The sequence below is a fragment of the Sulfurimonas sp. genome (assembly GCF_028694605.1).
Lineage (GTDB): Bacteria > Campylobacterota > Campylobacteria > Campylobacterales > Sulfurimonadaceae > Sulfurimonas.
Genome location: NZ_JAQVKP010000004.1, coordinates 109,615 through 133,444, shown reverse-complemented (window position 1 = coordinate 133,444; position 23,830 = coordinate 109,615). Strand labels below are relative to the sequence as shown.

Below are 23,830 nucleotides of genomic sequence, written 5' to 3'. Positions count from 1 at the left end.
TTCTCAAAGTTTTTCTTTTGCCTCTTTGGCTATTTATTGTAAGAAATCGGCAGTTTATCACTGTTTGGCGGCGTTTCTCCTCGCAATCCTACTTTTGAATAAATAGTATCACTCTCTTGAACAATAGTTGTTACAAGAGTTCCCATTGCGTCCAAAACTCTATATTTTGCAAAAAGCAAACTGTATTCAGAGTTGATTATCTGTGTTTTTGCACCCATAAAATCATTTTGAGCAGAGAGAAGGTCTAGGAGTGAGCGTCGTCCCAAATCATACTCTTTTGAGTAGAGCGTTAGCGTTTGAAGTGAGAATTTTTTATGCTCATTGAGATATTTGAGCTGCTGGGCAAGTTTTTCATTTGCAGTCCAAGCGAGGTTTAGTCTCTCGATAACTTCACGCTGCAATCTGTTTCGTATCTCCATCTCCTGATGTATCGTACTTACGCTTTTTTGCATTCCCGCTTTGTCTGCAAAACCGTTAAAGAGATTGTATCTAAGGTATGCCATTGCTCTTAGATTTTCATATCTACCCTCGACACCGCTTAGGTTTTTGTTATAGCTTTGAGAGAGTTCAAGGTCTAAAGAAGGGTAAAGGGGCGATTTTTTCTCTTCGTATGTTGCGTGTGCAAGTTGTATATTGTACTGCGAGACAAGCAACGATGGGTTGTTTTTTGTTGCAATCTCAGTTGCTTCTTCGACCGTCGCAGGAAGCAGCACGTCATTAGCAGGCTTAACCATGCTTTGTGCATCTAGCGTATGCCCCAAGATTTTTTGCATTGTATGCGATACGCCGAGTAGAGTATTTTCTTGAACAACATAGTTTGCATTTGCAAGTGCAAGTGCCGATTCTATTTTGTTGACTTCAGAGAGGGTTGTAAGACCTGCATCATAGAGTTTTTGAACTTTTTTAAATATCTCTGTATGAATCCCGATGTTCTCTTTTTGTAGAGCCAGAAGCTCTTGGTGTTTCATTAAATCTACATATGCATTTAGTGTTTCAAAAGAGAGGTTGTTTACTTTTTCTATGTAGTTGTAAGCTGCTGCGAGCGTTCTGTTTTCGTGTTGCGCAACTCTGCTTTGCGTCTCAAAACCTTTAAATACGTTTTGTGTCAAAGTGAGTGAATTTTGATAGACATTATAATCAAAAGGAATGTTGTTTGGCGCTCTCTCTCCGTCTTCTTTGCCTACACCGACAGAGAGGTCAAGCTTTGGAAGGTATCCTGCTTTTGCCGCTGTGATATCCTCTTTTGTAGCATTGTAGTTTTTAAGCCTCTCTTGCACTATCGGATTGCTTGATAAAACTTCGCTTATGGTTGATTTGACATCCTGAGAGAATAGGGTAGTGGCTAACGAGAGAGCCAGTGCTATTTTTGGATTCATAAGAAACACACCTTAATTGTTAAATTGGGTTATTATAGCAAAATTATTTTAATATAATGGATTATTATCAAAAAGTCGAAGCAACTGGCAATTTGAGCTATAATTGCCAGTTCATAATCATAAAGGTTCAAATGTATGAAATCACACCAAGTGGAACAAAACTCTTTACTCAAAACATATAAGTATATACTTGATTTTTATTTTGGTGATGTCAGTTTTGACACGATTCTTGCGCTAAATCCGGCTAAAAATGAAGATTTTGGCATAGAGACTCTTGTCGGAGTTTCTGAGCAAATCGGTCTTGTTGCGCTGGAAAAAACGATAACAGCGTCTAGTATTGCAAACCATCTGCTTCCTTGTATCATATTTAACAAGAAAAATGAGCCTTTTGTATATCTAAAAAATATTGCCAACAAAAAAATAGAGCTTTATGATGCCTCTGAAGAAAAAAGTTTTCAGATAGAGTATAAAGAGCTGAGCGGTTATAAAAAAGCTCTTTTTATCTTCAGAGAGAAATCCAAAGTCGATTCGCTAGATAAAATAGCTACAAACAGATGGTTTTGGGAGCCTGTGAAGTCATTTTGGAGATCGTACGTAGAGGTTGGTTTTTTAACATTTTTTATAAACCTCTTTGCTCTTTTTGTGCCTTTGTACATCATGATTGTTTATGATAGAGTTGTGCCAAATGAAGCATACGACACTCTTTTTGTACTAAGTTTCGGACTTATAATCGCACTTGTTTTTGAACTTGTGTTTAAGAGCGTGCGAAGCCATATAATCGATAAAACAGGAAAAAAGCTCTCTTTGTATCTTGAAGAAGATTTGATGAAAAGACTTCTTGGCATCCAATCTCAGTATGACATTATGATGACTGGTTCTAAGGTAAATCTTTTTAGAGAGCTTGCAACTGTGAGAGATTTTTTTGCTACAAAATCTGTTATGCAGATAATCGACTTTCCCTTTTTTATCTTTGCGCTTATTGCTATCTATTTTATCTCTCCAGCCGTTGCTTTGGTTCCTTTTACGCTTGCGCTTCTTATTATGCTTATCAATATGGGATTACAGATTCCAATTGGGCATTTGAGCAAAAGACATCTTCAAAACACGCAGTCAAAACACAACTATTTAGTTGAAACCATCCAAGGCACTGATGCGCTAAAACTCTCAAACGCTACGGCATCCAAGCTCTTTAACTGGAGAAACATCATAGCTTTTGGAGAAAATATTCAGGTTAAGATTCAGTCCGTAAATGCATTTGCGCTCAACATTTCACAAACGCTTATTCAGTTGACTACGATTTTGGTCGTCTCAGTGGGAGTTTTTCAGATAGCGGATAAAAGTCTAAGTGTCGGCGGACTTATCGCAGCGACCATTTTGGCAAGCAGGGCTATGGTTCCGGTGATTAGCCTATCGACGATGCTTATAAAGTTTAAAGAGATTAAAGACTCTCTTCATAATCTTAAAGAGTTTTGGAACTTGCCGCAGGAGAATGAAAAAAATATTGAACTTGGAGTCAGGGTTTTGCATGGAGACATTGAATTTAAGGATGTGACATACTATTTTAAAAATTCAAAATATCCTTCTGTAAGCAATCTTAATCTGAAAATAAAAAGTGGTGAAAAAGTAGGTATTATCGGGCAGACCGGAGCAGGAAAATCGACTGTTTTAAAGCTTTTGACAGGGCTTTTGCATCCGACAAACGGGAGTGTTTTTATAGACAATCATGACATCGCTACTATCCACCCCGTAGAAATAAGACAAAACATAGGCGTTATGACGCAAGAACCATATCTTTTCAGCGGCACACTTAAAGAGAATATAGAGCTTTCAAATCCAATCTCCAAAGAGAGGATGATGGAGCTTGTTACATTAAGCGGACTTGAAGAGCTTGTGAAAAAAAGTGCTCAAGGCGATGGTATATCTGTTGGGGAGAGGGGTACGAACTTGAGTGTAGGGCAAAAACATCTTGTAGGTCTTGCAAGAGCAATTGTAAATGATCCATCAATCCTTATCTTGGATGAACCGACAACCGGACTTGATGTGGGTCTGGAGAAAAAGCTTATGAATAACTTGAAAAATATTATTGAAGATAAGACGCTGATTTTGATAACGCATAGATTTGCGGCACTTGAACTTGTTGATCGTGTGATTATTATTAACGACGGCAAGATAGTTGCAGATGGTCCGCGTGATGTAATTATAAATGCGTTAAGAACTCCGGAGGGGGCAAAATGAAACTTCACTATCAAGAAGAGGATTGGAACTATAAGCTCGTTATTTACCCCATGATGACATTTGTGGTTCTGTTTTTTATATGGGCGACTTTTGCTGAGATAGATGAGGTGGTAAAAGGAGAGGGGAGGGTTGTTCCCTCTGGGCAAACAAAAATTTTACAGCACTTTGAGGGCGGTATCATTACCGATATACACATAAGCGAAGGTGTAAGCGTAAAAAAAGGCGATGTTTTATATACCTTGAAAAATGACTATTTTATGGCTGATTTAAAATCTCAAGAGCTTGAAATCATGGCTCTTCAAGCAAGGGCTATGAGGCTTGAAGCTTTGATTGAGGGCAAAAATCTTGTGTTCGCAAAAGAATTTATGCAAGCTATAGGCGGTATCGTTGAGAGCGAGAGACAAACTTTTGAAGAAGAAAATGCAAATCATAAAAGACAGTTAGGCATAGCACAGGACCAATTAAAACAAAAGGCTCTCAGGCTGGATGAGCTAGGCATGAAGCTGCAAAATCTTGAGATAGAGATGCAGCTTGCAAATGAAAATATGCAGATTCAAGACGCTTTGTTGAAAAAAAATGTAGTTTCAAGAAAAAATTATCTTGTTGAGTTGTCAAAGAAACAGACTCTTGTTACCGAAATACAAAATGTAAGAAGTTTAATTCCTATTGTAAATGAAGAGATTAAAGAGGCGGAAAAAAAGGTAAAAAGTGTCAACTCTGAGATGCTTTCAAAAAACCTCAAGCAGCTATCCGAGGTAAAACTTAACATCCGCCAGATTCAGGAGAAGTACAAAGCTAGCCTTGATAGAGAGTTGCGAAAAGAGATAGTAAGCCCGGTAAACGGCGTGGTCAATAAACTTTACTTCAATACGGTGGACGGAATTATAAAACCGGGAGACAACATAGCGGAAATAACGCCGGTAGAAGACAAGCTTGTCATAGAAGCAAAGATAAAAACAAGTGACAGAGCGCAAATCTGGAGTAACCAAAAAGTTTCCATAGAGATAACAGCGTATGATTTTTCAAAATACGGTCTTTTGGAGGGAAGAGTTGTTTCAATATCTCCTGACAGCACAGAAGACAAGCTTGGCAACAGATATTATGTACTGAAGATAAAAGCCGATACTCTTGGATTTGATGAAAACTCTCAAATTCTCCCCGGCATGGTTGCAAAGATAAATATCTTAACTGGCAAAAAGAGTGTTTTAAGGTATTTGATAAAGCCGTTAAAAGATATAGCACAGAACTCTTTGAGAGAGATTTAATGCTAAAGTGCTATTATGCGATAAATTAAAAAACGGGATTTGATACATGACATACATAGAGCTTTTAAAAAGAATAGATGCCTTAGCACCTCTGCCAAAAACTGTTTTGGATATAGAAGAGTTTAAAAAAACAGACAACTATGATACAAACGATTTGGTAAAAATAATTGAACAAGACCCGCTTATGGTATCGACAATTTTAAAAACGGCAAATTCGGCAATGTTTGGTTTTGTAAGCAAAATTGATTCACTAAACAAAGCTGTGGCTCTTTTGGGGATAAATTTTACAATCTCTATTGCTTTGGCAAGCGGCATTAAAAATGCTACAAACAGCCAGTTGGTAGTCTATGGAGGCGATAGTGACATTTTTTTGAGAATTGCCAACATGCAATCCAACTTTGTAAGTTTATGGATGAACCAAGTTGATGCAGAACTCAAAAAAGAGTTGATTTTGCCCTCTTTTTTACAAGAAAGCGGTAAGTTTCTTATCAACAATGCTGTTATGGATGAGGGCAAAAAAGATGATTTTCTCAAACAAATCAATGAAAAATATGATGATATTAGCGCTGTAGAAAAAGAGTTTGTCGGGATGAACAGTGCAGATGTGACCGCTGCGATTTTTAAACACTGGAACATTGCCCAAAGTATTACAAATAGTATCAAGTATAGCGATGATGTCTCAAAAGCACCTCCCCAATATGAAAAACATGCAAAGATTTTAAATATTGTTAAACTTGTTTGTAACATTTTTAAACCTTTAGATGAGAGATGTATCGCACTTGCCAGACAAAGAGTCCAAGAGTTTGGTTTTGATTTGCAACCTTTTGACACAGCTGTTGCAAAAATGAAGTCAAGAGTCTCTGAAGAGTAGGTTAAATTGGCTATATATGCTATAATCGTCAGACATTTTAAAGACAAATGTAAAATAACATTAAAAAACGGTTAAATTAGGGGATTTTAAAATAATGTTTACTTTCATAAAAAGATTACAAGAGCTGTTGGCTCATCTTAAAAAACATAAAGGTCTTTGGTTTACAACCCTGTTTGTTATATCTATTATCGGTATTTTTATCTCTATGTACGTGATTATGACTATGACAGATAGAGTTTCACAAAAAGTTTATCAAAGTATGCTTGATAGCTATGAACTGAAACTAAATACCAAAATAGAAACCAAGCAAGAAGAGTTTAAAAAGATAGCAGCGGTAATTGCGCAAGATGAGTTGCTGCTGAGTGCAATAGAGACAAATAATATTGCAGTTATGGAAAAATTTAAAAAATCTTTAAATGAAGAGTTTATTAAGAGTGGTTTTACGAGTTTGAGCGTGGACTTTGCCAGTGCAGCCAACAAAGACAAACCATTGAGAAATACTATAAACACGATACTGAGCAGCAAAAGAACACTTTTTGGCGCAGAGGTATTGGACAGCGGCGCTTTTTTTGTCTATTTGATTCCTTTACAAAAGAACGAGGTTGTTTATGGTGTTTTAGAGATAAAAGAGTCCGTGAATGCTTTTAAAACTGAGTTAACAAAAGAGGGAAGCCAATACCTCTTTTTGCTAGATAGAAAGATGCTCCCGATTTTATCTCTTGAAGAAAAAGCAGATAAATATAAAGAAATAAATGAAAATTATGCTCTCAAACAAGTTGAGTACAATACAAAATTTGCATCTACAATAAGCGAGGTGGATTTTGAGAAATTGAAGCAGTTAAAATATGCGCTTGATGGTAATTATTTTAGAGTAGTTAAAAAAATTACCGATATAAACGGAGTAGATATAGGCTTGATGGTCTCAGGAGAGAGCATAGAGGCAAGCGGCGGTTTTGTCAACATAGCAGGCGACATGACAAACACGGTTACAACCGTTGCTTTGGGATTAGTCATCTCTATTATTTTATTTCTCTTTTAGGTAGCTTATGAGACGCATTAGAATATTAAAAATTTATTTTGTTTTTTGGCTCTTTATCTTTTTTTTAGTATTTTCAAATCTTAAATCTTTTGTTACTTTTTTTATGGCTACTTTGACTTTTAATATTGCAGTTTTGACTGTTCTTGCCATTGGTATGATTATTGTCTATCATTCTGCATTTAGACTAACGATGCTTGCCGGAACTTTTGGTATCTTGGCATATAAAAAAGGCGAGGAGCTTACCCACTATCTTCATGGCATAGATAGAATTATGCCGGCAAGCATTGCGCACATGTTTTATAAAAGAGCAAAAGGCGGATCTCTCTACTTTACTCAGTCAGAAGCAAGAGATGTTACTACATGGCTTGAAGAAAAATTTGCTTCTCAAAAAATATATATAAACTTCTTCACGGCAACTGCTTTGATGATAGGACTTTTTGGAACTTTTACAGGATTGCTTAAAGCAATTGATAACATGGGAGCCATCGTTTTATCTTTGGGCGGAGATATTAATATTGCAGAGATTATGGCTAGTTTCTCTGGACCGCTTGGCGGTATGGCGATAGGTTTTGGCTCTTCTTTGTTTGGTGTTGCTACTGCCATCATTTTAAGTCTTAAGAGCTATATTCTCAGTAGAAATCAAGAGTCTTTTATAGAAGATATTGAAGATTGGATGAAGGGTCGCATTATTGACACGCAATCTGCGGAGACAATTCAACAGTTTCGAGAGACGGAAGGTTTGGCACATATAGGTGCTGCTCGCCATGTCGGAGTGCAGAGTGCTGCCTCTTCCGACCCAATGGCAACAAGCAAGTTTTTGGATATTTTCGGGGAAGCGATGAGCGGACTTAAAGAGGAGATGAAGCGAAGCTCTGAGAGCAATGAAATCATCTATAAAATGCTATCGGAAAATCTGGAGTTCACTGCTAAAACAACTGCAAACCAAATAGCACTTTTAGAAAGCATAGTAAACTCCATAAAAGAGCTTAATGTTAATCAGTTTTCAAATTCAAGCAGACTTGACGAATCCATACAAGCTCTTGCCAACATAGCAACAAGCCAACATAAAACGATGAAACAGCTGCTTGAGGCTCAAAAACAAAACCAAGAAGCAGTAGAAAATTCGCTTCAAACAAGTGTGAAAAGTTCATAATGGCAAAAAAACATATAGAAGAATTCAACCCGTGGCCCGGTTTTGTTGATATTTTTTCATCGGTTATTTTGGTTATGTTATTGTTTTTGTTGGTTGCTTTCGTAAATATTGTTTATTATTCACAGTACAAATTTAAAGTTGCTTATACAAGTGCAATACTGAATGATAAAGTTATTTCAGCTCCGGAGACAAAAAAAGCCGAAGTTTTGGAAAAAAAAGAGGAAGTCCAAAAAGAAGTTCAAGCCAAAGAGTTTGTCGGTATAGAAGCAGCAGGAAAAGATTTGAGCAGAATTTATGAAGATGCGGTTACAAAGCAAGAAGTGGTTATGGCAGATGAACATCTACTTGTCAATTTTGGAAGCAATGACATAAAGATTGACAATCAAATAATTGTAAAAATCAGAGAATTTATAAACAAAATCAAGCAAAAAAATATAAAGCATACGGTAAAGATAAGTGCAGTCGATCCTACAAACCAGATTAGTGCAACAGTTATGAAACAGATTTCACTTGCCAGAACGCTAAATACCAGAAATCTTATACGACAAATGGGGTATGACATTAAAGATGTTCGTGTTGATTTGCTTCATCCCAACGCTGAAAAGATCGTAAATCAAAATAACAACGGGTACATTATAATCAGGATTGAAAAAAAATAATGATATTTCAGAAAATAGATTTTTTAATTATTATATTTATATTTAGCGTAACTTTTGCAGCTGCAAATACTCTCAATGTCTCTGATGCGGCAGATATAAATAGAAGTGTTGCCATTAAGAAGGATTATAAAAAAAATTTCGGCATAGATGAAGAAGAGAAAAAAATTCAAAATTATACGAAAGTATCTTTGATAGATGTGATTTTAGAGACAGTTTCAAATAACAATAAAATAAAAGCCGCAAGTGAAAAAGTAAGGCGTGCAAAGATAAATTTGGATGATGCATACTCCGGCTACAAGCCAACTCTTGATCTTGAGTATAGCTACGGAAAAAACCAAATAAGCCCCGGTGATGACGGTCCGACTACTGGAACACACAAATATGATGATGAAAATCTTAAGTTCCTCTTGAGGCAAAATATTTACGCCGGCGGAGCGACAGAATATAAGATTAAAGCTCTTGAAAAAAGTCTTCAAGTGGCAAAAAGCCGTTACGAACTTGCGATTGCCCAAGAGATACAAAATGCCATAAAGGCGTATTTCGGCGTTGTTTTTTCTTCTCAGTCTTCGGTCGTTACAAAGAAAAATATGGAAATGTTGCGAAAAATTCTCGAAATTGTAACCGTAAGATATGACCTTGGCGCAGCTTCTATAGGTGATGTCAGTTCCATCAAGGCAAGTGTGGCAAATGCAGAGACAAAACTAAGCCAGACTAATCTAAAACTCATGGAAGCGTTTAGATACTACGAGTATATAGCAGGAGAAGAGTTTAAGCAGACTATGCCTTTTGAGTATGAGTACGATATACAACTAGAGCCTCTTGAAGAGCTGCTCAAAAAAGGCAGTGAACAAAATTTAAACATAGTGAGCTATCTGACGACTGTTCAGTCTGAAAAATATAAGCTAGAAGCCTCAAGGTCTGCATTTAAGCCAAAAGTTGATCTTGAGGTTACACAGATAAGAACTTTTAACAAAGATATTGCACCAGAAGAGTTTTATATACAAGATACTAGCGAAGTTCTTCTAAAGCTAAAGTACAATTTGTATAACGGTGATAAAGATGCAAATGCGGTTGCTGCAAGCTATAGCAATATCCGAGAGTTACAGTACGTTATAGAAGAGGAGAGAAGAAAGGTAAAGTGGATTCTCTCCGACCTTTTTGAATCTATCAACGCACTTCATGGAGAGATAGGAACTATAGAACAAGAGGTTGCATCTTCAGAATCAATGGTTGACTCTTACTGGGAAGCGTATAAAAACGGAGAGCAGGATTTGCAAACTCTTTTGATAGCTCAAAGACAGCTTAATACTGCCCAAGTCTCTTTGATAGAATCTTATGAAAACAGGCTCAACGGCTATTTTAAGCTTCTTTTTGAAACCGGCGAACTTGTCTCGTTTTTTGAGCTAGACCCAACAAAAGAAAATTTTATAGACTTTACAAAAAGCAAATACGATGATAAATATTATAAAAAACCAGAGCAGAAGGCAGATGCTCCGATTGTTCCGGTTATAAAAGTGGCGCCAGATGTCTCTTTTGCGGCAAAGGTAGAAAAAGAGAAGGCGAGTGTAGATACGCTTGAGGAGATTTTGCTTTTTAAAGATAAGTTTTTAGACGCAAATGACACTGACTTTACGCTCTTTATCAGCAGTTTTGACTCCATGTACGATACTTTTGGTTTTATGAAAGAGCAAAACTTGACCAAGCAAACATTTGTAGTAGATATGATTGAGCAAGAGAAGCTTAAAAATGCGATGGCGCATGGAATTTACGGTAGTTTTGAGCTTGCACAGAGTACGTTAGAGGGCATGAAAAAAGTACAAAACAAAAAATATGAAGTGGTGCCTATAGCCAAAATCAAAGAGCTTTATAAAAAGTTTTTAGATAATTTGCAATTACAGCCCAAAGAAGCGATGCAGCCAAGAGAGATAATAAAAACAAAAATAGTAAAGCTTGTTCCTAAACCGCCACAGCCTTATTTTACAAATGAGAGCTTTAAGCAAGAGTTTATAAAGATGAGCAAAGATGCATATACTATAAATCTCGCGACTTTTACCAAGCTTGATGATGCTATAGCGCTTGTAAATAACGAGAAGATAGATACTAAGGCATTTGTTTTTAGATATGGTACAAATGCGGAGTGGATTAAGGTTGTTTATGGAACTTTTGCAACCTATGAAGAGGCTCAAGCAGGGCTTCATAGGTTGTCTGCGGAGCTTAAAGATAAGTACTATCCGATTATAGAAAACATTAAAGACAAACAGGAACTTTATGCAAAGTATGGTCATTTGGAGTTAGGTGTGCCATCTACCTCATTTGGTGAAGTTCAATATAACCAAGTGCCTCAAGATGCTATTGATATAAATGCAACCACAACAAAAGCGAATAAAAATTGAAGTATAAAATAAAATTTACCATCGGTATAAAATTTGCATTGAGTATTTTGCTTTTTTTGCTTGCGGTAACTTTTGTTTTTGCATATAGCTATTTTAGCGCTAAAGAAGCAATTGAAAATGAGTTTAACGAGAGGGTTAAAAAAGATACGGAGATTGTCTTTGAAGAGCTAGAGAAAAATCTGCTAAACTCCAGCTATGAGAGCATCCGCACGATGCTCTTATATACCGTAAAAACAACTGATATAAGTGCTATAAAACTCTCAAACAAAGAATTTTTATTTTCAAAAGAGACGCTTCTTCGCAACTCCAATTATGCACAAAACAGTGAGTGGGAGATAGGTGATGTAGCAACGGATGCCAAAAACGGAACCATTACGCCACTTGAAAACAACATGTACAAACTCTCAAGTGCCAAAAAAATCAATGCACAAGAGCCTGTTGTTTTTAAGTTCTTTTTATATAAAAATGAGATGCTTATAAATGCAGCGGCTAAAATTTATTTTGAGTATGAGTTCTCCAAAGAAAATTTAAATCAGGACTTGCTGCAAAATAGTAAAACGTCAACTGCCTTTTTAAGAGAGAAAAAAAGCATCCTTTTACAAGATAAACCTTTTGCAGAGATTGAGTACATTATAGATCAAAGTGCGTTCAATGAAAAAACGGCGATTTTACAAAAAACATATAAAATATATTATATTTTTACAATATTGTTTTTGGGATTTGTTTTTGGCGCAATCTATCTGATTTTTATCAAAAAAATGCTTTTGGATGCTATAAAATATTTTAAAGAGACTATGGCGGATACGCTTAATAATAATTTTGTTTTTGACGAGAAGAAAAAATCTCTCAATGAAGATATAGATGAAGCTTTTCGCTTGGTTGGCAATATAACAAAAAAATATATCATTGTTCTTAATGAGTTAAATATCAATAAAAATATTTTAGAGAGAAAAGTATTTACGGATGATTTGACAGGACTTCCAAATCAAAAAGTTTTTGAGATTGATTTGAAAAATATGTTTATCGTGGGTTCTGATGGGTTTATCGGAACCATCAAACTTGAATCACTCGGTGAATTTACTAAAAAATTTGGTTCGGCTTTGGCGAATCACTACATAGAAGAGTTTGCAAATATCGTACAAAACAAATTTTATGAACTTGATTTGCAAGAAGCCTCACTTTATAGATTTTTCGGCTCCGAGTTTGCGATAATTTTAAAAAATGAAAAAGAGGAAAAAGTTTTAGAGTTTTGCAGAGTCTTTGAAGAAGAGCTGCAAGAGATGGGGATGCGCTATGAAGTAGAAAATAAATCTGCCTATTTTGGTTTTATTCCTTTTGATAAATATGGAACCGTAGAATCTATTCTTCATTTGCTTAGCGATGTTTACACTATTGCAAGAAACAGTGGAAATTATTATTACATGGTAAGTCCATCGGAAGTTTTAGATAAGTTTAGTGTTATAGAGCAAAATGTAAGGGAAATCATAGAAAACAACTCTTTTGAGATAGAGTATGGTTTTGAGACAACAAGTATCGCAAACAATGAAACTCTTATGCGAGAAGCGATACCTGTACTTTATGATAAAAACAGGGAAAAATTTGCCATAGGCGTATTTATATCTGCGGCGGAAAAAATCAAACTTGCCGTTTCATTTGACAAAAAAGTTATAGAATCCGTTGTAGAGCATATCAAAACGGATGACTTTAAATATGGGATTGTTGTAAATCTCTCATTGCACTCACTCAAAGACAATGAGTTTATAACATGGCTGCACTCCCTGTTTTTGTTTAACAAAAATATCTCCAATAAAATCATCTTTAGTATGACCTCATATAATGCATCTATTGACGTAGAGGCATTCAAAAATTTTGTACATGAGATTCATAGATTTGGGGCAAAGGTTATTTTAAAAAGATTTAGTATAAATGACTTTGCAGTAGAGAAGCTCGGGGAGTTGCATCTGGACTATTTAAGAATAAACAAGGATTATACCAGCGGTATTTTCAACGATAGAGATAAAAAACATTTTTTAAGAACTATCATCAATCTTGGGCAGTCGAATGATATTTTTATCATCGGCGATAGCATAAGAGATGAGAGAGATATCGAGGCATGTGTTAGCATGGGCTTGGATGCCATCAGTAATTATTAGGAGAACGTAAATGAGGGGAAGTCTTTTTGGTGTCGGTTTGGGTACTCTTTTTTTACTTTTTAGCGGCTGTAGTCATAAAGAAGCTCTAACTTCTAGCTACTACCCAAGCTATACAAAAGATGAGATACTGCTTGCGGGCAAATATGCTTTTAAGAGCGGCAAAGAGTATGAATATATTGTGGATTCATACAGAGACAGACTTGAAGTTACAAAAATTGGAGTTGGTTTTTATGTTTTGCATCATAAAGATTATCTGCTAAAAGTAGAAGAGGATGCGTGTGGCACTATGGCTACACTTGAGGCAGAAGGCTCCTTTGGTGTTGAAAAAACAGATAAATATCTTTTTTCGCAGAGCGAGCACCTAGATGTCTGGGAGAAGATAGAGTACTTTTTAGCTGAGAAAAATCGTGAATTTTTTATCAAGCCAACCAAAGATATGAGTACATGTATCATAAAAAGCGAGTTTGAAAACGGGCTTATAAAAAAGAGTGAAAAAAATTGATTATGATGAAAATCACTAGATTATTTTTATTGCACTCACTTTTACTCTCTCTTGCCTTTTGCGGCGATTTTGAAAAGGGAATGGAGTTTTACAAAAGTAAAGAGTTTGCAAAAGCACATACGCTGTTTCTTGCTGCGGCCCAAAAAGAGAACTCCTATGCACAGTACAATCTCGCACTTATGTATGAATATGGTGAGGGAGTTGAGAAAAACTTAAATCAGAGTATTTATTGGTTACAAAAATCTGTATCGCTTGGCAACGCAACTGCCCAAAATAAACTGGGGTATTTTTATGAAAACGGTATCGGTGTTGAAAAAAATACAAAAGAGGCGATAGCGCTTTACGAGCAAGCGGCAATGCAGGGGTTTGTTCCCGCTCAGTTTAACCTTGCAGTACTTTATGAAACGTTTATAACAGATAAGAAGATGCTGACAAAAGCTTTTGAGTGGTATGAAAAAGCAGCACAAGTCGGACTTCTTCCTGCTCAAAATAACTTGGCACATCTGTACTATTTCGGTATAGGTACGCAAAAAGATTTGAAAAAAGCTTTTGAGTGGTATGAGAGAGCCGCAAATCTCGGTGATGACGTGGCGGCATTTAATTTGGCACTGATGTACTATAGCGCTGAGGGTACATCAAAAGAGTATGATAAAACACTTTTTTGGCTTGAGTTTTCTGCAAAAAAAGGAAATAAATTTGCACAAACGCAACTTGGAGATTTTTACAGAAGCGGTGAGCTTGTGGAGCAGAGCTACGAAGAGGCATTTTTTTGGTATTTTGAGGCTGCTGCTGCCGGATATGCAAAGGCAGAGTACTATATAGGGCTTTTTTATTATGAGGGGTACGGAGTTGCAAAAGACAAAGAAAAAGGGCTTTTTTGGATGGAGAAATCCAAGAAGAACGGATACTCTTTTGCAAATACTTTTTTACAAAGAGTGAATAAAAAATAAAGAAGTCTAGTAAGCCGTCTTAAAATATGTGCTAAAATAAGTCTATTTAAACAGAGGCACAAAAACGATACTCAAGGAGTTCACAATGCCAGAACAAAACAAAAATCAAACAACGCAAACAACAGAGTTTACAATAGATGCAAAAGATATCTTGCAGTATCAAAACGATAAGGTTGTTGTTAAAAAAGCACCACTCAAAGGTCAAAACATAGCAGTATATGTTCGTCCCGATGATAATGTTCTTTATGAAATGGCAGGTGTTGATTTGGCTTCTTTGGAGTATCGCCTTGTTGGGGGTGATATCGTTGTGACTATGCCAAACGGAGGAGTTTTGACTTTTGTTTCTATGGCTCTTATGGGCTTCAGTGAAACTCCACCATCTTTTTTTGGAGCGGGCGGTCAAAAATTTACCTTGGCGGATGTTCTTTCGGGCGTAAAAGAGGTCAATGATTTGCCCTTTAATTCCATTGCGGTTGAAGCGGATATACAGTATGAAGACAAAGTAAAAAAGATTATCGAAGAGCTTGAAGATTTAACACGCAAGCTCACCAAAGATGTTTCGCTGCAACAAAGTTTTGGCGACTCATTTGCTGATAAAGAAAATGATGCCAAAAAATTAACATACGAAGATTTTTCTACCGTTAGTACACTTCAAGAGCCTATTCCCGTTATTATAGAAAATCCTTTTACCGATTATTATTCCGACTCTTACAGCCGACACTTTACAAGTTATATCCCAACCGGAGGCACTGTCAATGATGCGGCGAAGCCTGTTTTTTATTTTAAAGCTACGGCACATCAAACAACATACGAAGAGACTGTAAACGATGACGGAGTAATCGAGATTTTAGGCGGCGGCGGAAGCATCAACGGCTATAAGTTTGATTCCATAACCAACCAGTTTGAGGCAGAAACTATAGATATGAGCCAAAGAAGCGAAGATATGATTATCAGAGCAGAGGGTTCAGAGGAACTCACTAGAGTTTTAAGGTTTGAGCCGCAAATGCCGGAGGGGTTCTACGTCGATAGTTTTACGATAAGCGGTCTTCCGGTTGGTGTAACCATCTTAGATAAAGACGGAAATGCTATCGCCGGTTCAACTGTTACCAAAGAACAGATGCTCTTAAAAGATGCGCTTGGAAACATCATCTCCTATGATGATGAAGATTTTCTAACAAAATTTAAGAGTGCAGAGTTTGTTATAGAGTATGACGACACGCTTGCTTCTCCTTTTAACGTCTCTATAACGGCAAACTATAAACTTGATGATGCTTACTTGGAGACAACAGACCTTTTGCCGTCTCAGTCCTATACCAACCAATATACTTTTGCTCTCAAAGATATAACAGCCGCAAGTGATTACACCTACAAGAAAGCTGATTTTGTAAATGGACAAGATGAAGGGTTTATCTTATCTAAAGAGCCAAATGTTAACATCATAAAAGACGGCGACGGAGATAACACTATATACGGCGGTATGGTTCAGGACACTGTATATGACGGGGCAGGAGATGACACGATTTATCTGAGTGCAGGAGACGATACGCTCTATGGCGGCAGCGGTACAAACTACATTTACGGTGATGCCCATAGCGGAGATGTCGGTGCCGTGGAGTATGCCGGAGAAGATACGCTCAGTTATGAGAGCGTCAAAAGTTTTGCTTCAAGCGAGGTAAAACTGCTTAACCAAGTAGGCTTGTTGTCTGCCCAGGAGAGTCAAAAACTAAACGGAACATACGTAGAGCTAGATGGTAGCGGCAATCCAATCGCAAACTCTCTTGATGTCGATATGCTTGCCTACTATAAAGGGGTTTATGTTGATTTGGATGGTCTATATGTGGATGGGCTTAACATCGATGTAAACAGCGATGGGGTTGTGGATACAAATGACAAAATCAACGTCATCTCAAAATTTGCAGACAGAGTAGAAAAATTTACATACGATGCAGACGGCAATGCTATAAGCACAACGCTTACGGATAGCGGCTTAGAAAATCTCCAGCCTGTTGGTTATGACATTATTGAAGATGTAGAAAATGTAAAAGGTAGCAGTTATAATGATACTATTTACGGTAGCGCTCTTAGTGACAATATTTTGTCCGGTCTTGGAGGCAGCGATATCTTAGATGGGCGAGGCGGTAATAACACTCTCTTTGGCGGAGACGGTTATGACACCCTTATTGCGGGCAGCGGAAATGACTATATAGACGGCGGAGCAGATACGGACACGCTAAGTTATGAAAATGCGACTGAGGGTATGATAATCCGCTTGGACAGACCTAACGAAGAGGAATTTGACTATACTCTGAGGAATGATGGCAGCGGTGTTGTCAAAGATACGATTGTTAACGTGGAAGATGTCCGAGCTTCTGCTTACAATGACATCATTTATGGAAACGGTAATACTAACTTCATAGAAGCAGGAGATGGAGATGACCGAATATTCGCGGGTGGCGGTTATGACTTTATAGACGGTGGAGCGGGAAGCGATTGGATAAGTTATAATCCTGCTGATTATCCTAATCGTGTCACTAATCCAAATTTTATGGAAGAGATTCAAGGGATAACCGTTGACCTAAACAGCACTGATTTTGTTATGGTAAAGGAAACCACAACAAACAGACTTCTTGACCTTGTTAAGAGCATTGAACAGGTAGTAGCTACGAACGGCAATGATGTTATCTATGGAAACAACACCAGTGCGGAGACCATTTGGGGACTTGACGGCAATGACAGGCTTGAGAGTAGGGGTGGCAATGACACGCTATATGGTGGAGACGGAGACGACTATATCAGACCGGGTGCAGGACTGGATGTGAGCTACGGCGGTGACGGTATAGACTACTTGGAGCTTTATGATGATGGCTTGGTTGCACTCTCTCGCAATATCAGGCTAACCGAAACAGGAACGATTCAGTACTCAACAGATAGTACAAACGGGGTAGATGGAACTTGGGTTGACGGTTATAACGGCAACGGCGGTATAAATCTTGCATATGAATTTGAAGGTTTTGGCGGTTCAAATTCGGCAGATGCGCTTTATGGCAATAGCCAAAGCAATGTTTTAAACGGGTATGGAGGAGATGACAGCATCTATGGCTTTGATGGAGCAGACACCATTAGAGGCGGAGATGGGAACGATACTATCTATGGCGGCGGCGGCGATGACATCATTTACGGAGAAAGAAACAATGATATCATCGATGCGGGTGATGGAGATGACACTGTTTACGGGTATGGTATGTATAACAGCGGTATCTCAAACAATGATACCATAGACGGCGGTACCGGTGTCAATACGCTTAATTATACGGGGACCAACAACGGTTTCGTTCTTGATATGACGGCAGTTGATGGTAGCGGCTATGCAACGGTGGATATGAGTACGGGTGCTATCTATGATGATAAAGTGAAAAACTTTACAAAAATCATCGGCAGTACTGGAGCTGATACTATTACGGCAAATGGCTCCGGTATGTATCTGGATGGCTGGAGCGGTACGGATGCTCTTTATGGGGGTGCAGGAAACGATACTGTAATTGCCAGAAACACTTCCGGTGAGATTTATGACGGCAACGGAGGGGATGATACGCTTCAGCTAGTTCAAAATGTAAATCTTAGAACTATTACCGTAAGCAACTTTGAAACATTAGACCTTCAATCTTATAGCGGTTATCTTAATCTTTCTCAGTTATCACAGTTTCAAACTATAAAAGGAAGCGGAAATTTTTACCTTTATGGTACGAATAACGCTGAAACATTTGACTTTAGCAATATAGACTTTAGTGAATTTAGCGGTAAAGTCTATATTTATGGCTATAACGGAAATGATATGTTTGATTTTAGCAATGCAACTTTGGGCAACGATGCTACTTTTTACCTTGATGCTGGAGGAAATACAGACACTCTCAAACTCGGAACAAATCAGACTCTCAACATGACTGATAACTACTATAACACTTTCGAGGACTTTGATATAGGTGCTGATTCAACGCTCAATGTAACCGCTCTCAACAATAACGGAAGATCATTTTATGCACATAACAAAAATTTTGACGATGTTAATTATCTTAACGATGCGCAGATAAACTTTATAGGCGGCAGTGGAAATGATATTTTTTATGTTGACTATACGGCTATAAGAGATGGGAAGTTGAGCATAGACGGAGCACTTGGAGCAGATAGGGTTGACATAAGGACTTTTACTCAAAATGTTGACTTTACGGATGCAGGGTATAACGATTTGTTTTCAAATATCGAATCACTGGATATAGACCAAGCAACCGCCTATACTATGGAGTTGAGCGCAGATGTTTTGGCTACTTGGATTGACGGTGCAAATTTGACATTGGATATAGCAAACAATACGCAGGGAACAAAAATTACCATTACAGATATACAAGGCGGTACGGATGTTACAAATTTAACAGTTAACTCCAGCTACAGCGTAACGCCTGCCGATGATCCAAGCCTTAATTTTACTATGGCGGTTGTGTAGGATTTTAGTCATAAATAGCCTCTTTATGCTATAATCCACGCTTTTAAAAAACAATAAAAAAAGAAAACCATGCTCGCATCAGATATAGACGCTCTTTTAAACTCCAAAGACAAGCTCTTAACGCAAATCTATTTTGACCTTCAAAGACATTTTGAGGCAAAGTATGGTGTTGATACGGTTGTTTTTATGGAGATAGGGACTTTCTTTGAAGTTTATGAGATAAATAACGATGAAGAACAAGTCGGCAAAGCAAAAGAGATTGCCGAACTTTTAAATATTCAGCTTACCAAAAAAAATAAAAGCATTTTAGAAAACAGCGATAAAAATCCTCTCTTGGCAGGTGTTCCCGCCGTTTCGTTTGAGAGATACTTAAGCCGTCTTATCGCAGAGCAAAAATACACCGTTATTGTCGTTAAACAGAAGGGCAATCCTCCAAAAATCAGCCGCTACATCTCCCAGATAGTCTCTCCGGGGACGAACTTTGACCATATTATCGATAATGACGATAACTATATCGTTTCGATTTTGGTCGATAAATATCGTGATATTTACTTTGTGGGCTATAGTGCCATCGATGTGACAACAGGCAAAACTTGGCTTTATGAAAGTCATGGGACAAGTGAAGACCCATCGTATGCGCTTGATGAGCTTTTCAATCTTTTAAATGTTTACCGTACATCAGAGGTTGTAGTTACTTTTTTAGAAGGCGTGGACGACCAACGACATGTGATGCACTACCTTGAGATAGCAGAGCATTACCACTACAGCGTTAACAATCAACGTCCTCGCATAGAGTTTCAAAATGAACTCTTTAGTGAGGTTTACCAAATCCGCTCTCTTCTCTCTCCCATAGAGCACTTGGACTTGGAGCGAAGTCCGATGATTACGGAGTCTTTGGCGATTTTGATTCATTTTGTCATAGAGCATGATATACATATCGTCCAAAAGCTTGACTATCCAAAAATCATCGATAACAGACGCTTTATGTATCTTGGCAACAACGCTTTTGAGCAGATGAGTGTTATCTCCAAAGATAGAAACGAACTGACACTGCTGAGGCTTCTTGACAAGAGTGCAACTGCGATAGGACGCAGGCTTTTAAAAGAGAGACTTTTAAACCCCATTATGGAAAAAGAGGAGCTTGAACGCCGATATAACCTTATAGAAAAAGTTGCACCCCATGTACGCTATCTGGATGAGGTTATGCGTGGGATTTATGATGTGGAGAGACTCTCCCGCAGGCTATATCTGGGCAGACTGCACCCATTTGAGATAAACCACATTTACGATTCTATGCTTAGTGTAAAAGAGCTTACAGGATACGCAAAAAAGCACAAAATACAAAAAATCCCTTTTCACGAGAGCGAGGTGGATGAGTTTTTGAGAGATATCTCCAAAAGTATAGATTTGGATATCTCCCGCCGTTTTACTACTGCAACCATTGATGACAACTTCTTGATGGGCGGCGTGGATGAGGCTATCGACACGCTTGTCAAAGAGAACCAAACGATGCTTATAGCCTTTGGCGACATGATGTCAAAGATAGAAGCAATGCTTGAGGCAACGGGTGCAGGTGGTGCAAACTCAACGGTGGCACTTGGTCTTTTGGAAAAAGAGGGGTACTACATCTCTTTAAGCAAAAACAGATTTTCGATGATAGAGAGTGAGTTTGTCAGAAGCGAGGAGTTCAAAAAATGTGTGATAAAAAAGTTTACCAACAGTGTAAAAATCACCTCTGATTTTACAGATGCTCTCTCAGACCGCCTGATGAAAAACCGCCGCAAGATAGTTACCTTGGCAAAAGAGAGATTTGTACAGCTTCAAGGAGTGTTTGAAAAACGTTACGCACTCCTTTTTGACCGTGTTATCGCCTATGTTGCCGATTTGGATGTCGGAGTAAGTTCCTCAAAAGTAGCTCAGATGTACAAGCATACAAGACCGATGATAGTGGATGTAAAAAGAGATGAGAACTTTTTGCAGATGATGCAGTTGCGTCACCCGCTCATAGAGATTCAGGAGCGAGGCGGTCTGTATGTTCCAAACGATATCGTGATGGGCAACCGTGAGTATGTTGATTTGCCGCACCCAAAAACGGTTATGCTTGAACTATCTGTTCATGATGGGCATCAGATAAACGGGGTTTTGCTTTACGGCATCAACTCTAGCGGCAAATCCTCTCTTATGAAAAGTATCGGACTTGCCACGCTTATGGCTCAGGCAGGATTTTTTGTAAGTGCTTCGGCTATGAAATTTTCCATTTTTGATTCGCTATTTACCCGCATTGTCTCAAGGGACAACCTTGCAAAGGGACTCTCAACCTTTGCCGTAGAGATGCTTGAACTCAAAAATATTTTTAACCGTGCTGGTGTACGCTCGCTTATCCTCGGCGATGAGATAAGCCACGGAACAGAGACGCTCTCGGGTGTTGCCATAGTCTCAAGTGCTATCATCAAACTTGCCCGTATGCGCTCGCTCTTTCTTTTTGCGACACATCTGCATCAACTCTCCACGATGCGAGAGATACGTGCACAAAAGAATGTCGTGGATCTGCATCTAAGTGTTGCGTATGACGAGGCGCAGGACAAACTTCTCTTCAACAGGGTGCTTCAAAGCGGGAGCGGAAGCAGTATCTATGGTTTGGAATTTGCAAAGTCTCTCCACATGGACGGTGATTTTTTAGATATGGCAAACAAGATTCGCAAAAGATTGGCAAAAGATTTTGATGAGTTAGAACTGCTTGTCAAGAAAAAAACAAGCAAGTACAACAAAGAGCTTTATGTGACAAAGTGCGTTATTTGCGGTGCTATGGCGGAAGATGTCCATCACATCAACCACCAATCTTTGGCAGACAGCAGCGGTTTTATAGGGCATTTTCACAAAGACGCAAAACACAACCTTGTTCCTCTTTGCAAAGAGCACCACAAAGCCATCCATGACGGAGCTATAAAAATAGATGGTTTTATGATGACAAGCAGCGGTTTGGAGCTAAAGTTTGAAGAACGTTTGAGTAAAAAAGAGGTGCAAAAAGCACAAGAGCCGGAGATAAACGAATCAAATGGATTTGTGCTTGATGACTGGGACTAGACAATAGACTTCTTGCAAAACTAAAAACACATTCACTAAGGCTTCACGGTGGGTACCCCAAATCTAGCTTGCTAGATTTGACCCTTCCGTTGCAGAATCGTTCATTTAGTTTTTAGTTTTGCAAGAAGTCTAATAAACAGGATAAACAATGAAAATAATCGAACTTTTTAAATATATGATAGAGCAAAAGAGCCAAACACCCGACGATGGGGGACTTTTGGATTTTATAGCAGAGTACCTTGGAGGTTTTGAAGCAATCCGTGTGAATGTTGAGGGTGTAAAAAATCTTTTTCTATTTAAAAAATTTGGCGAGGGAGAGCATCTCTGCTTTGCTGGACATGTGGACGTAGTGCCGGCGGGCGATGGGTGGAGTACAGACCCATATAAAGCCGTTGAAAAAGACGGCTATATCTATGGACGAGGCACGCAAGATATGAAAAGCGGCGTTGCGGCGTTTGTTCAAGCACTCAAAGATACAAAAAAATTTAACGGAACGCTCTCTCTTTTGCTTACTTCCGATGAAGAGGGCGAGGGGACGTACGGCACCATAGAGATGCTGAACTATCTCAAAAAACACAACATGCTTCCAGATGCCGCAGTGGTGGCGGAGCCGACATGTGAAGCGGTTTTTGGGGATGCCATCAAGGTTGGACGACGCGGATCTATTAATGGCTACCTTACGTTAAAGGGTAAACAGGGGCATGCGGCATACCCAGAAAAAGGGGTCAATCCCATAAATCTTATCGCTCCAAGGCTCTCAAATATGGCAGGAGTAGATTTGGATGGCGGCGATGAGTTTTTCTCTCCAAGCAAGTTTGTCATCACAGACATAAGAGCGGGAATGCAGGTGACAAATGTCACGCCAAATGAACTAAAGATGATGTTTAATATCAGAAATACAACGCTCACAACTCAAGAGGATGTGCATACGTTTGTGGCAAAAAACCTTGAGGGCTTGGAGTATGAACTTGCTCTCACGCAAGGCTCTTACCCTTTTATAACCGACACGAGTTCAAAAGTGGTTAAAAATATTGATGCGGCGATAGAGGGAGTAACCCACATAAAACCAAAACACTCAACAGCAGGCGGAACTTCCGATGCCAGACACATGGCTCCGCTTGGTATAGACGTTGTCGAATTTGGCGTAATAAATGATACAATTCATGCCGTAAATGAGAGAACTTCGAGCCAAGAGGTAGAAAAACTCTATGAAGTTTTCAAAAATCTTATAGAAAATTGGGAGTAGAAAAATGAGATTTATAGTTCTTATGATGGCACTCTTTGCGATGCTTATGGGTGTGGAGCTGAAATGGGGAAGCGACTATGAAGCGGCGCTTGCAGCGGCAAAAAAAGAGAAAAAAGATGTCTATCTCTTTTTAGGTTCTGAGTATTGCAAATATTGTGAAAAATTTAAAGAGGAGGTTTTGGTACGCAAGGATGTGGAGGCAAAACTCAAAAAAAAGTATGTTTTGCTCTATCTCTCCAGAGATATCGATGACATCCCCGCACATCTTGAAACCAAACCCGTACCAAGACACTACTTTTTAAAGAGTGACGGCAAAATCATCTACACTACCATCGGCGGCAGAAGCCTTGAGGGATTTGATGAGATGTTGGCTGATGTCGATGAGATGAGAAAAAATTAAAAACTC

15 protein-coding genes are annotated in these 23,830 nt (G+C 38.4%); 14 read left to right on the top strand and 1 reads right to left on the bottom strand.

Features of this window, described 5'->3' with window-relative positions:
• Positions 1 to 29 precede the first annotated feature (29 nt).
• Positions 30 to 1,376 (bottom strand): TolC family outer membrane protein, encoded by a 1,347-nt coding sequence (locus PHY84_RS03875; protein WP_299857933.1) that lies wholly within the window; start codon positions 1,374 to 1,376, stop codon positions 30 to 32.
• A 135-nt stretch (positions 1,377 to 1,511) separates the two neighbouring features.
• Between PHY84_RS03875 and PHY84_RS03870 the strand changes: the two genes are divergently transcribed.
• The 14 genes from PHY84_RS03870 (at position 1,512) to PHY84_RS03805 (ending at position 23,824) form a co-directional block, all read left to right on the top strand.
• Positions 1,512 to 3,611, top strand: a complete 2,100-nt coding sequence (locus tag PHY84_RS03870) for a type I secretion system permease/ATPase (RefSeq protein WP_299857931.1) — start codon at positions 1,512 to 1,514, stop codon at positions 3,609 to 3,611.
• On the top strand, positions 3,608 to 4,876 hold the full coding sequence (locus PHY84_RS03865) for an HlyD family type I secretion periplasmic adaptor subunit (RefSeq protein WP_299857928.1): 1,269 nt from the start codon (positions 3,608 to 3,610) through the stop codon (positions 4,874 to 4,876). Before PHY84_RS03870 ends, PHY84_RS03865 begins: the two co-directional genes overlap by 4 nt.
• A gap of 46 nt (positions 4,877 to 4,922) precedes the next feature.
• Positions 4,923 to 5,747, top strand: coding sequence for an HDOD domain-containing protein (locus tag PHY84_RS03860; RefSeq protein ID WP_299857926.1), 825 nt, complete (start codon positions 4,923 to 4,925; stop codon positions 5,745 to 5,747).
• Positions 5,748 to 5,841: 94 nt separating this feature from the next.
• Positions 5,842 to 6,786 (top strand): hypothetical protein, encoded by a 945-nt coding sequence (locus PHY84_RS03855; protein ID WP_299857924.1) that lies wholly within the window; start codon positions 5,842 to 5,844, stop codon positions 6,784 to 6,786.
• 7 nt (positions 6,787 to 6,793) lie between these two features.
• Complete coding sequence (locus tag PHY84_RS03850; protein ID WP_299857921.1) at positions 6,794 to 7,939, top strand: MotA/TolQ/ExbB proton channel family protein; 1,146 nt, start codon at positions 6,794 to 6,796, stop codon at positions 7,937 to 7,939.
• Positions 7,939 to 8,598, top strand: a complete 660-nt coding sequence (locus PHY84_RS03845) for a hypothetical protein (RefSeq protein WP_299857919.1) — start codon at positions 7,939 to 7,941, stop codon at positions 8,596 to 8,598. The genes PHY84_RS03850 and PHY84_RS03845 overlap by 1 nt, the downstream gene beginning before the upstream one ends.
• Positions 8,598 to 10,991, top strand: coding sequence for a TolC family protein (locus tag PHY84_RS03840; protein ID WP_299857917.1), 2,394 nt, complete (start codon positions 8,598 to 8,600; stop codon positions 10,989 to 10,991). The genes PHY84_RS03845 and PHY84_RS03840 overlap by 1 nt, the downstream gene beginning before the upstream one ends.
• Positions 10,988 to 13,144, top strand: coding sequence for an EAL domain-containing protein (locus tag PHY84_RS03835; protein ID WP_299857915.1), 2,157 nt, complete (start codon positions 10,988 to 10,990; stop codon positions 13,142 to 13,144). The genes PHY84_RS03840 and PHY84_RS03835 overlap by 4 nt, the downstream gene beginning before the upstream one ends.
• 10 nt (positions 13,145 to 13,154) lie before the next feature.
• Complete coding sequence (locus tag PHY84_RS03830) at positions 13,155 to 13,646, top strand: hypothetical protein (RefSeq protein WP_299857913.1); 492 nt, start codon at positions 13,155 to 13,157, stop codon at positions 13,644 to 13,646.
• Between the two features lie 2 nt (positions 13,647 to 13,648).
• On the top strand, positions 13,649 to 14,596 hold the full coding sequence (locus PHY84_RS03825) for a tetratricopeptide repeat protein (protein WP_299857911.1): 948 nt from the start codon (positions 13,649 to 13,651) through the stop codon (positions 14,594 to 14,596).
• Between the two features lie 85 nt (positions 14,597 to 14,681).
• Complete coding sequence (locus PHY84_RS03820; protein ID WP_299857909.1) at positions 14,682 to 19,094, top strand: calcium-binding protein; 4,413 nt, start codon at positions 14,682 to 14,684, stop codon at positions 19,092 to 19,094.
• Positions 19,095 to 19,163: 69 nt separating this feature from the next.
• Positions 19,164 to 22,178 carry a DNA mismatch repair protein gene (locus tag PHY84_RS03815; protein WP_299857907.1) on the top strand — a complete coding sequence of 1,005 codons (3,015 nt, stop codon included), beginning with the start codon at positions 19,164 to 19,166 and terminating at the stop codon, positions 22,176 to 22,178.
• Positions 22,179 to 22,326: 148 nt separating this feature from the next.
• The gene (gene dapE, locus PHY84_RS03810) at positions 22,327 to 23,424 is read left to right on the top strand and encodes a succinyl-diaminopimelate desuccinylase (protein ID WP_299857905.1); all 1,098 of its coding nucleotides are present in this window, start codon (positions 22,327 to 22,329) and stop codon (positions 23,422 to 23,424) included.
• A 4-nt stretch (positions 23,425 to 23,428) separates the two neighbouring features.
• A complete protein-coding gene (locus tag PHY84_RS03805; protein WP_299857903.1) occupies positions 23,429 to 23,824 on the top strand; it encodes a thioredoxin family protein in 396 nt (131 codons plus the stop codon).
• Positions 23,825 to 23,830 lie beyond the last annotated feature (6 nt).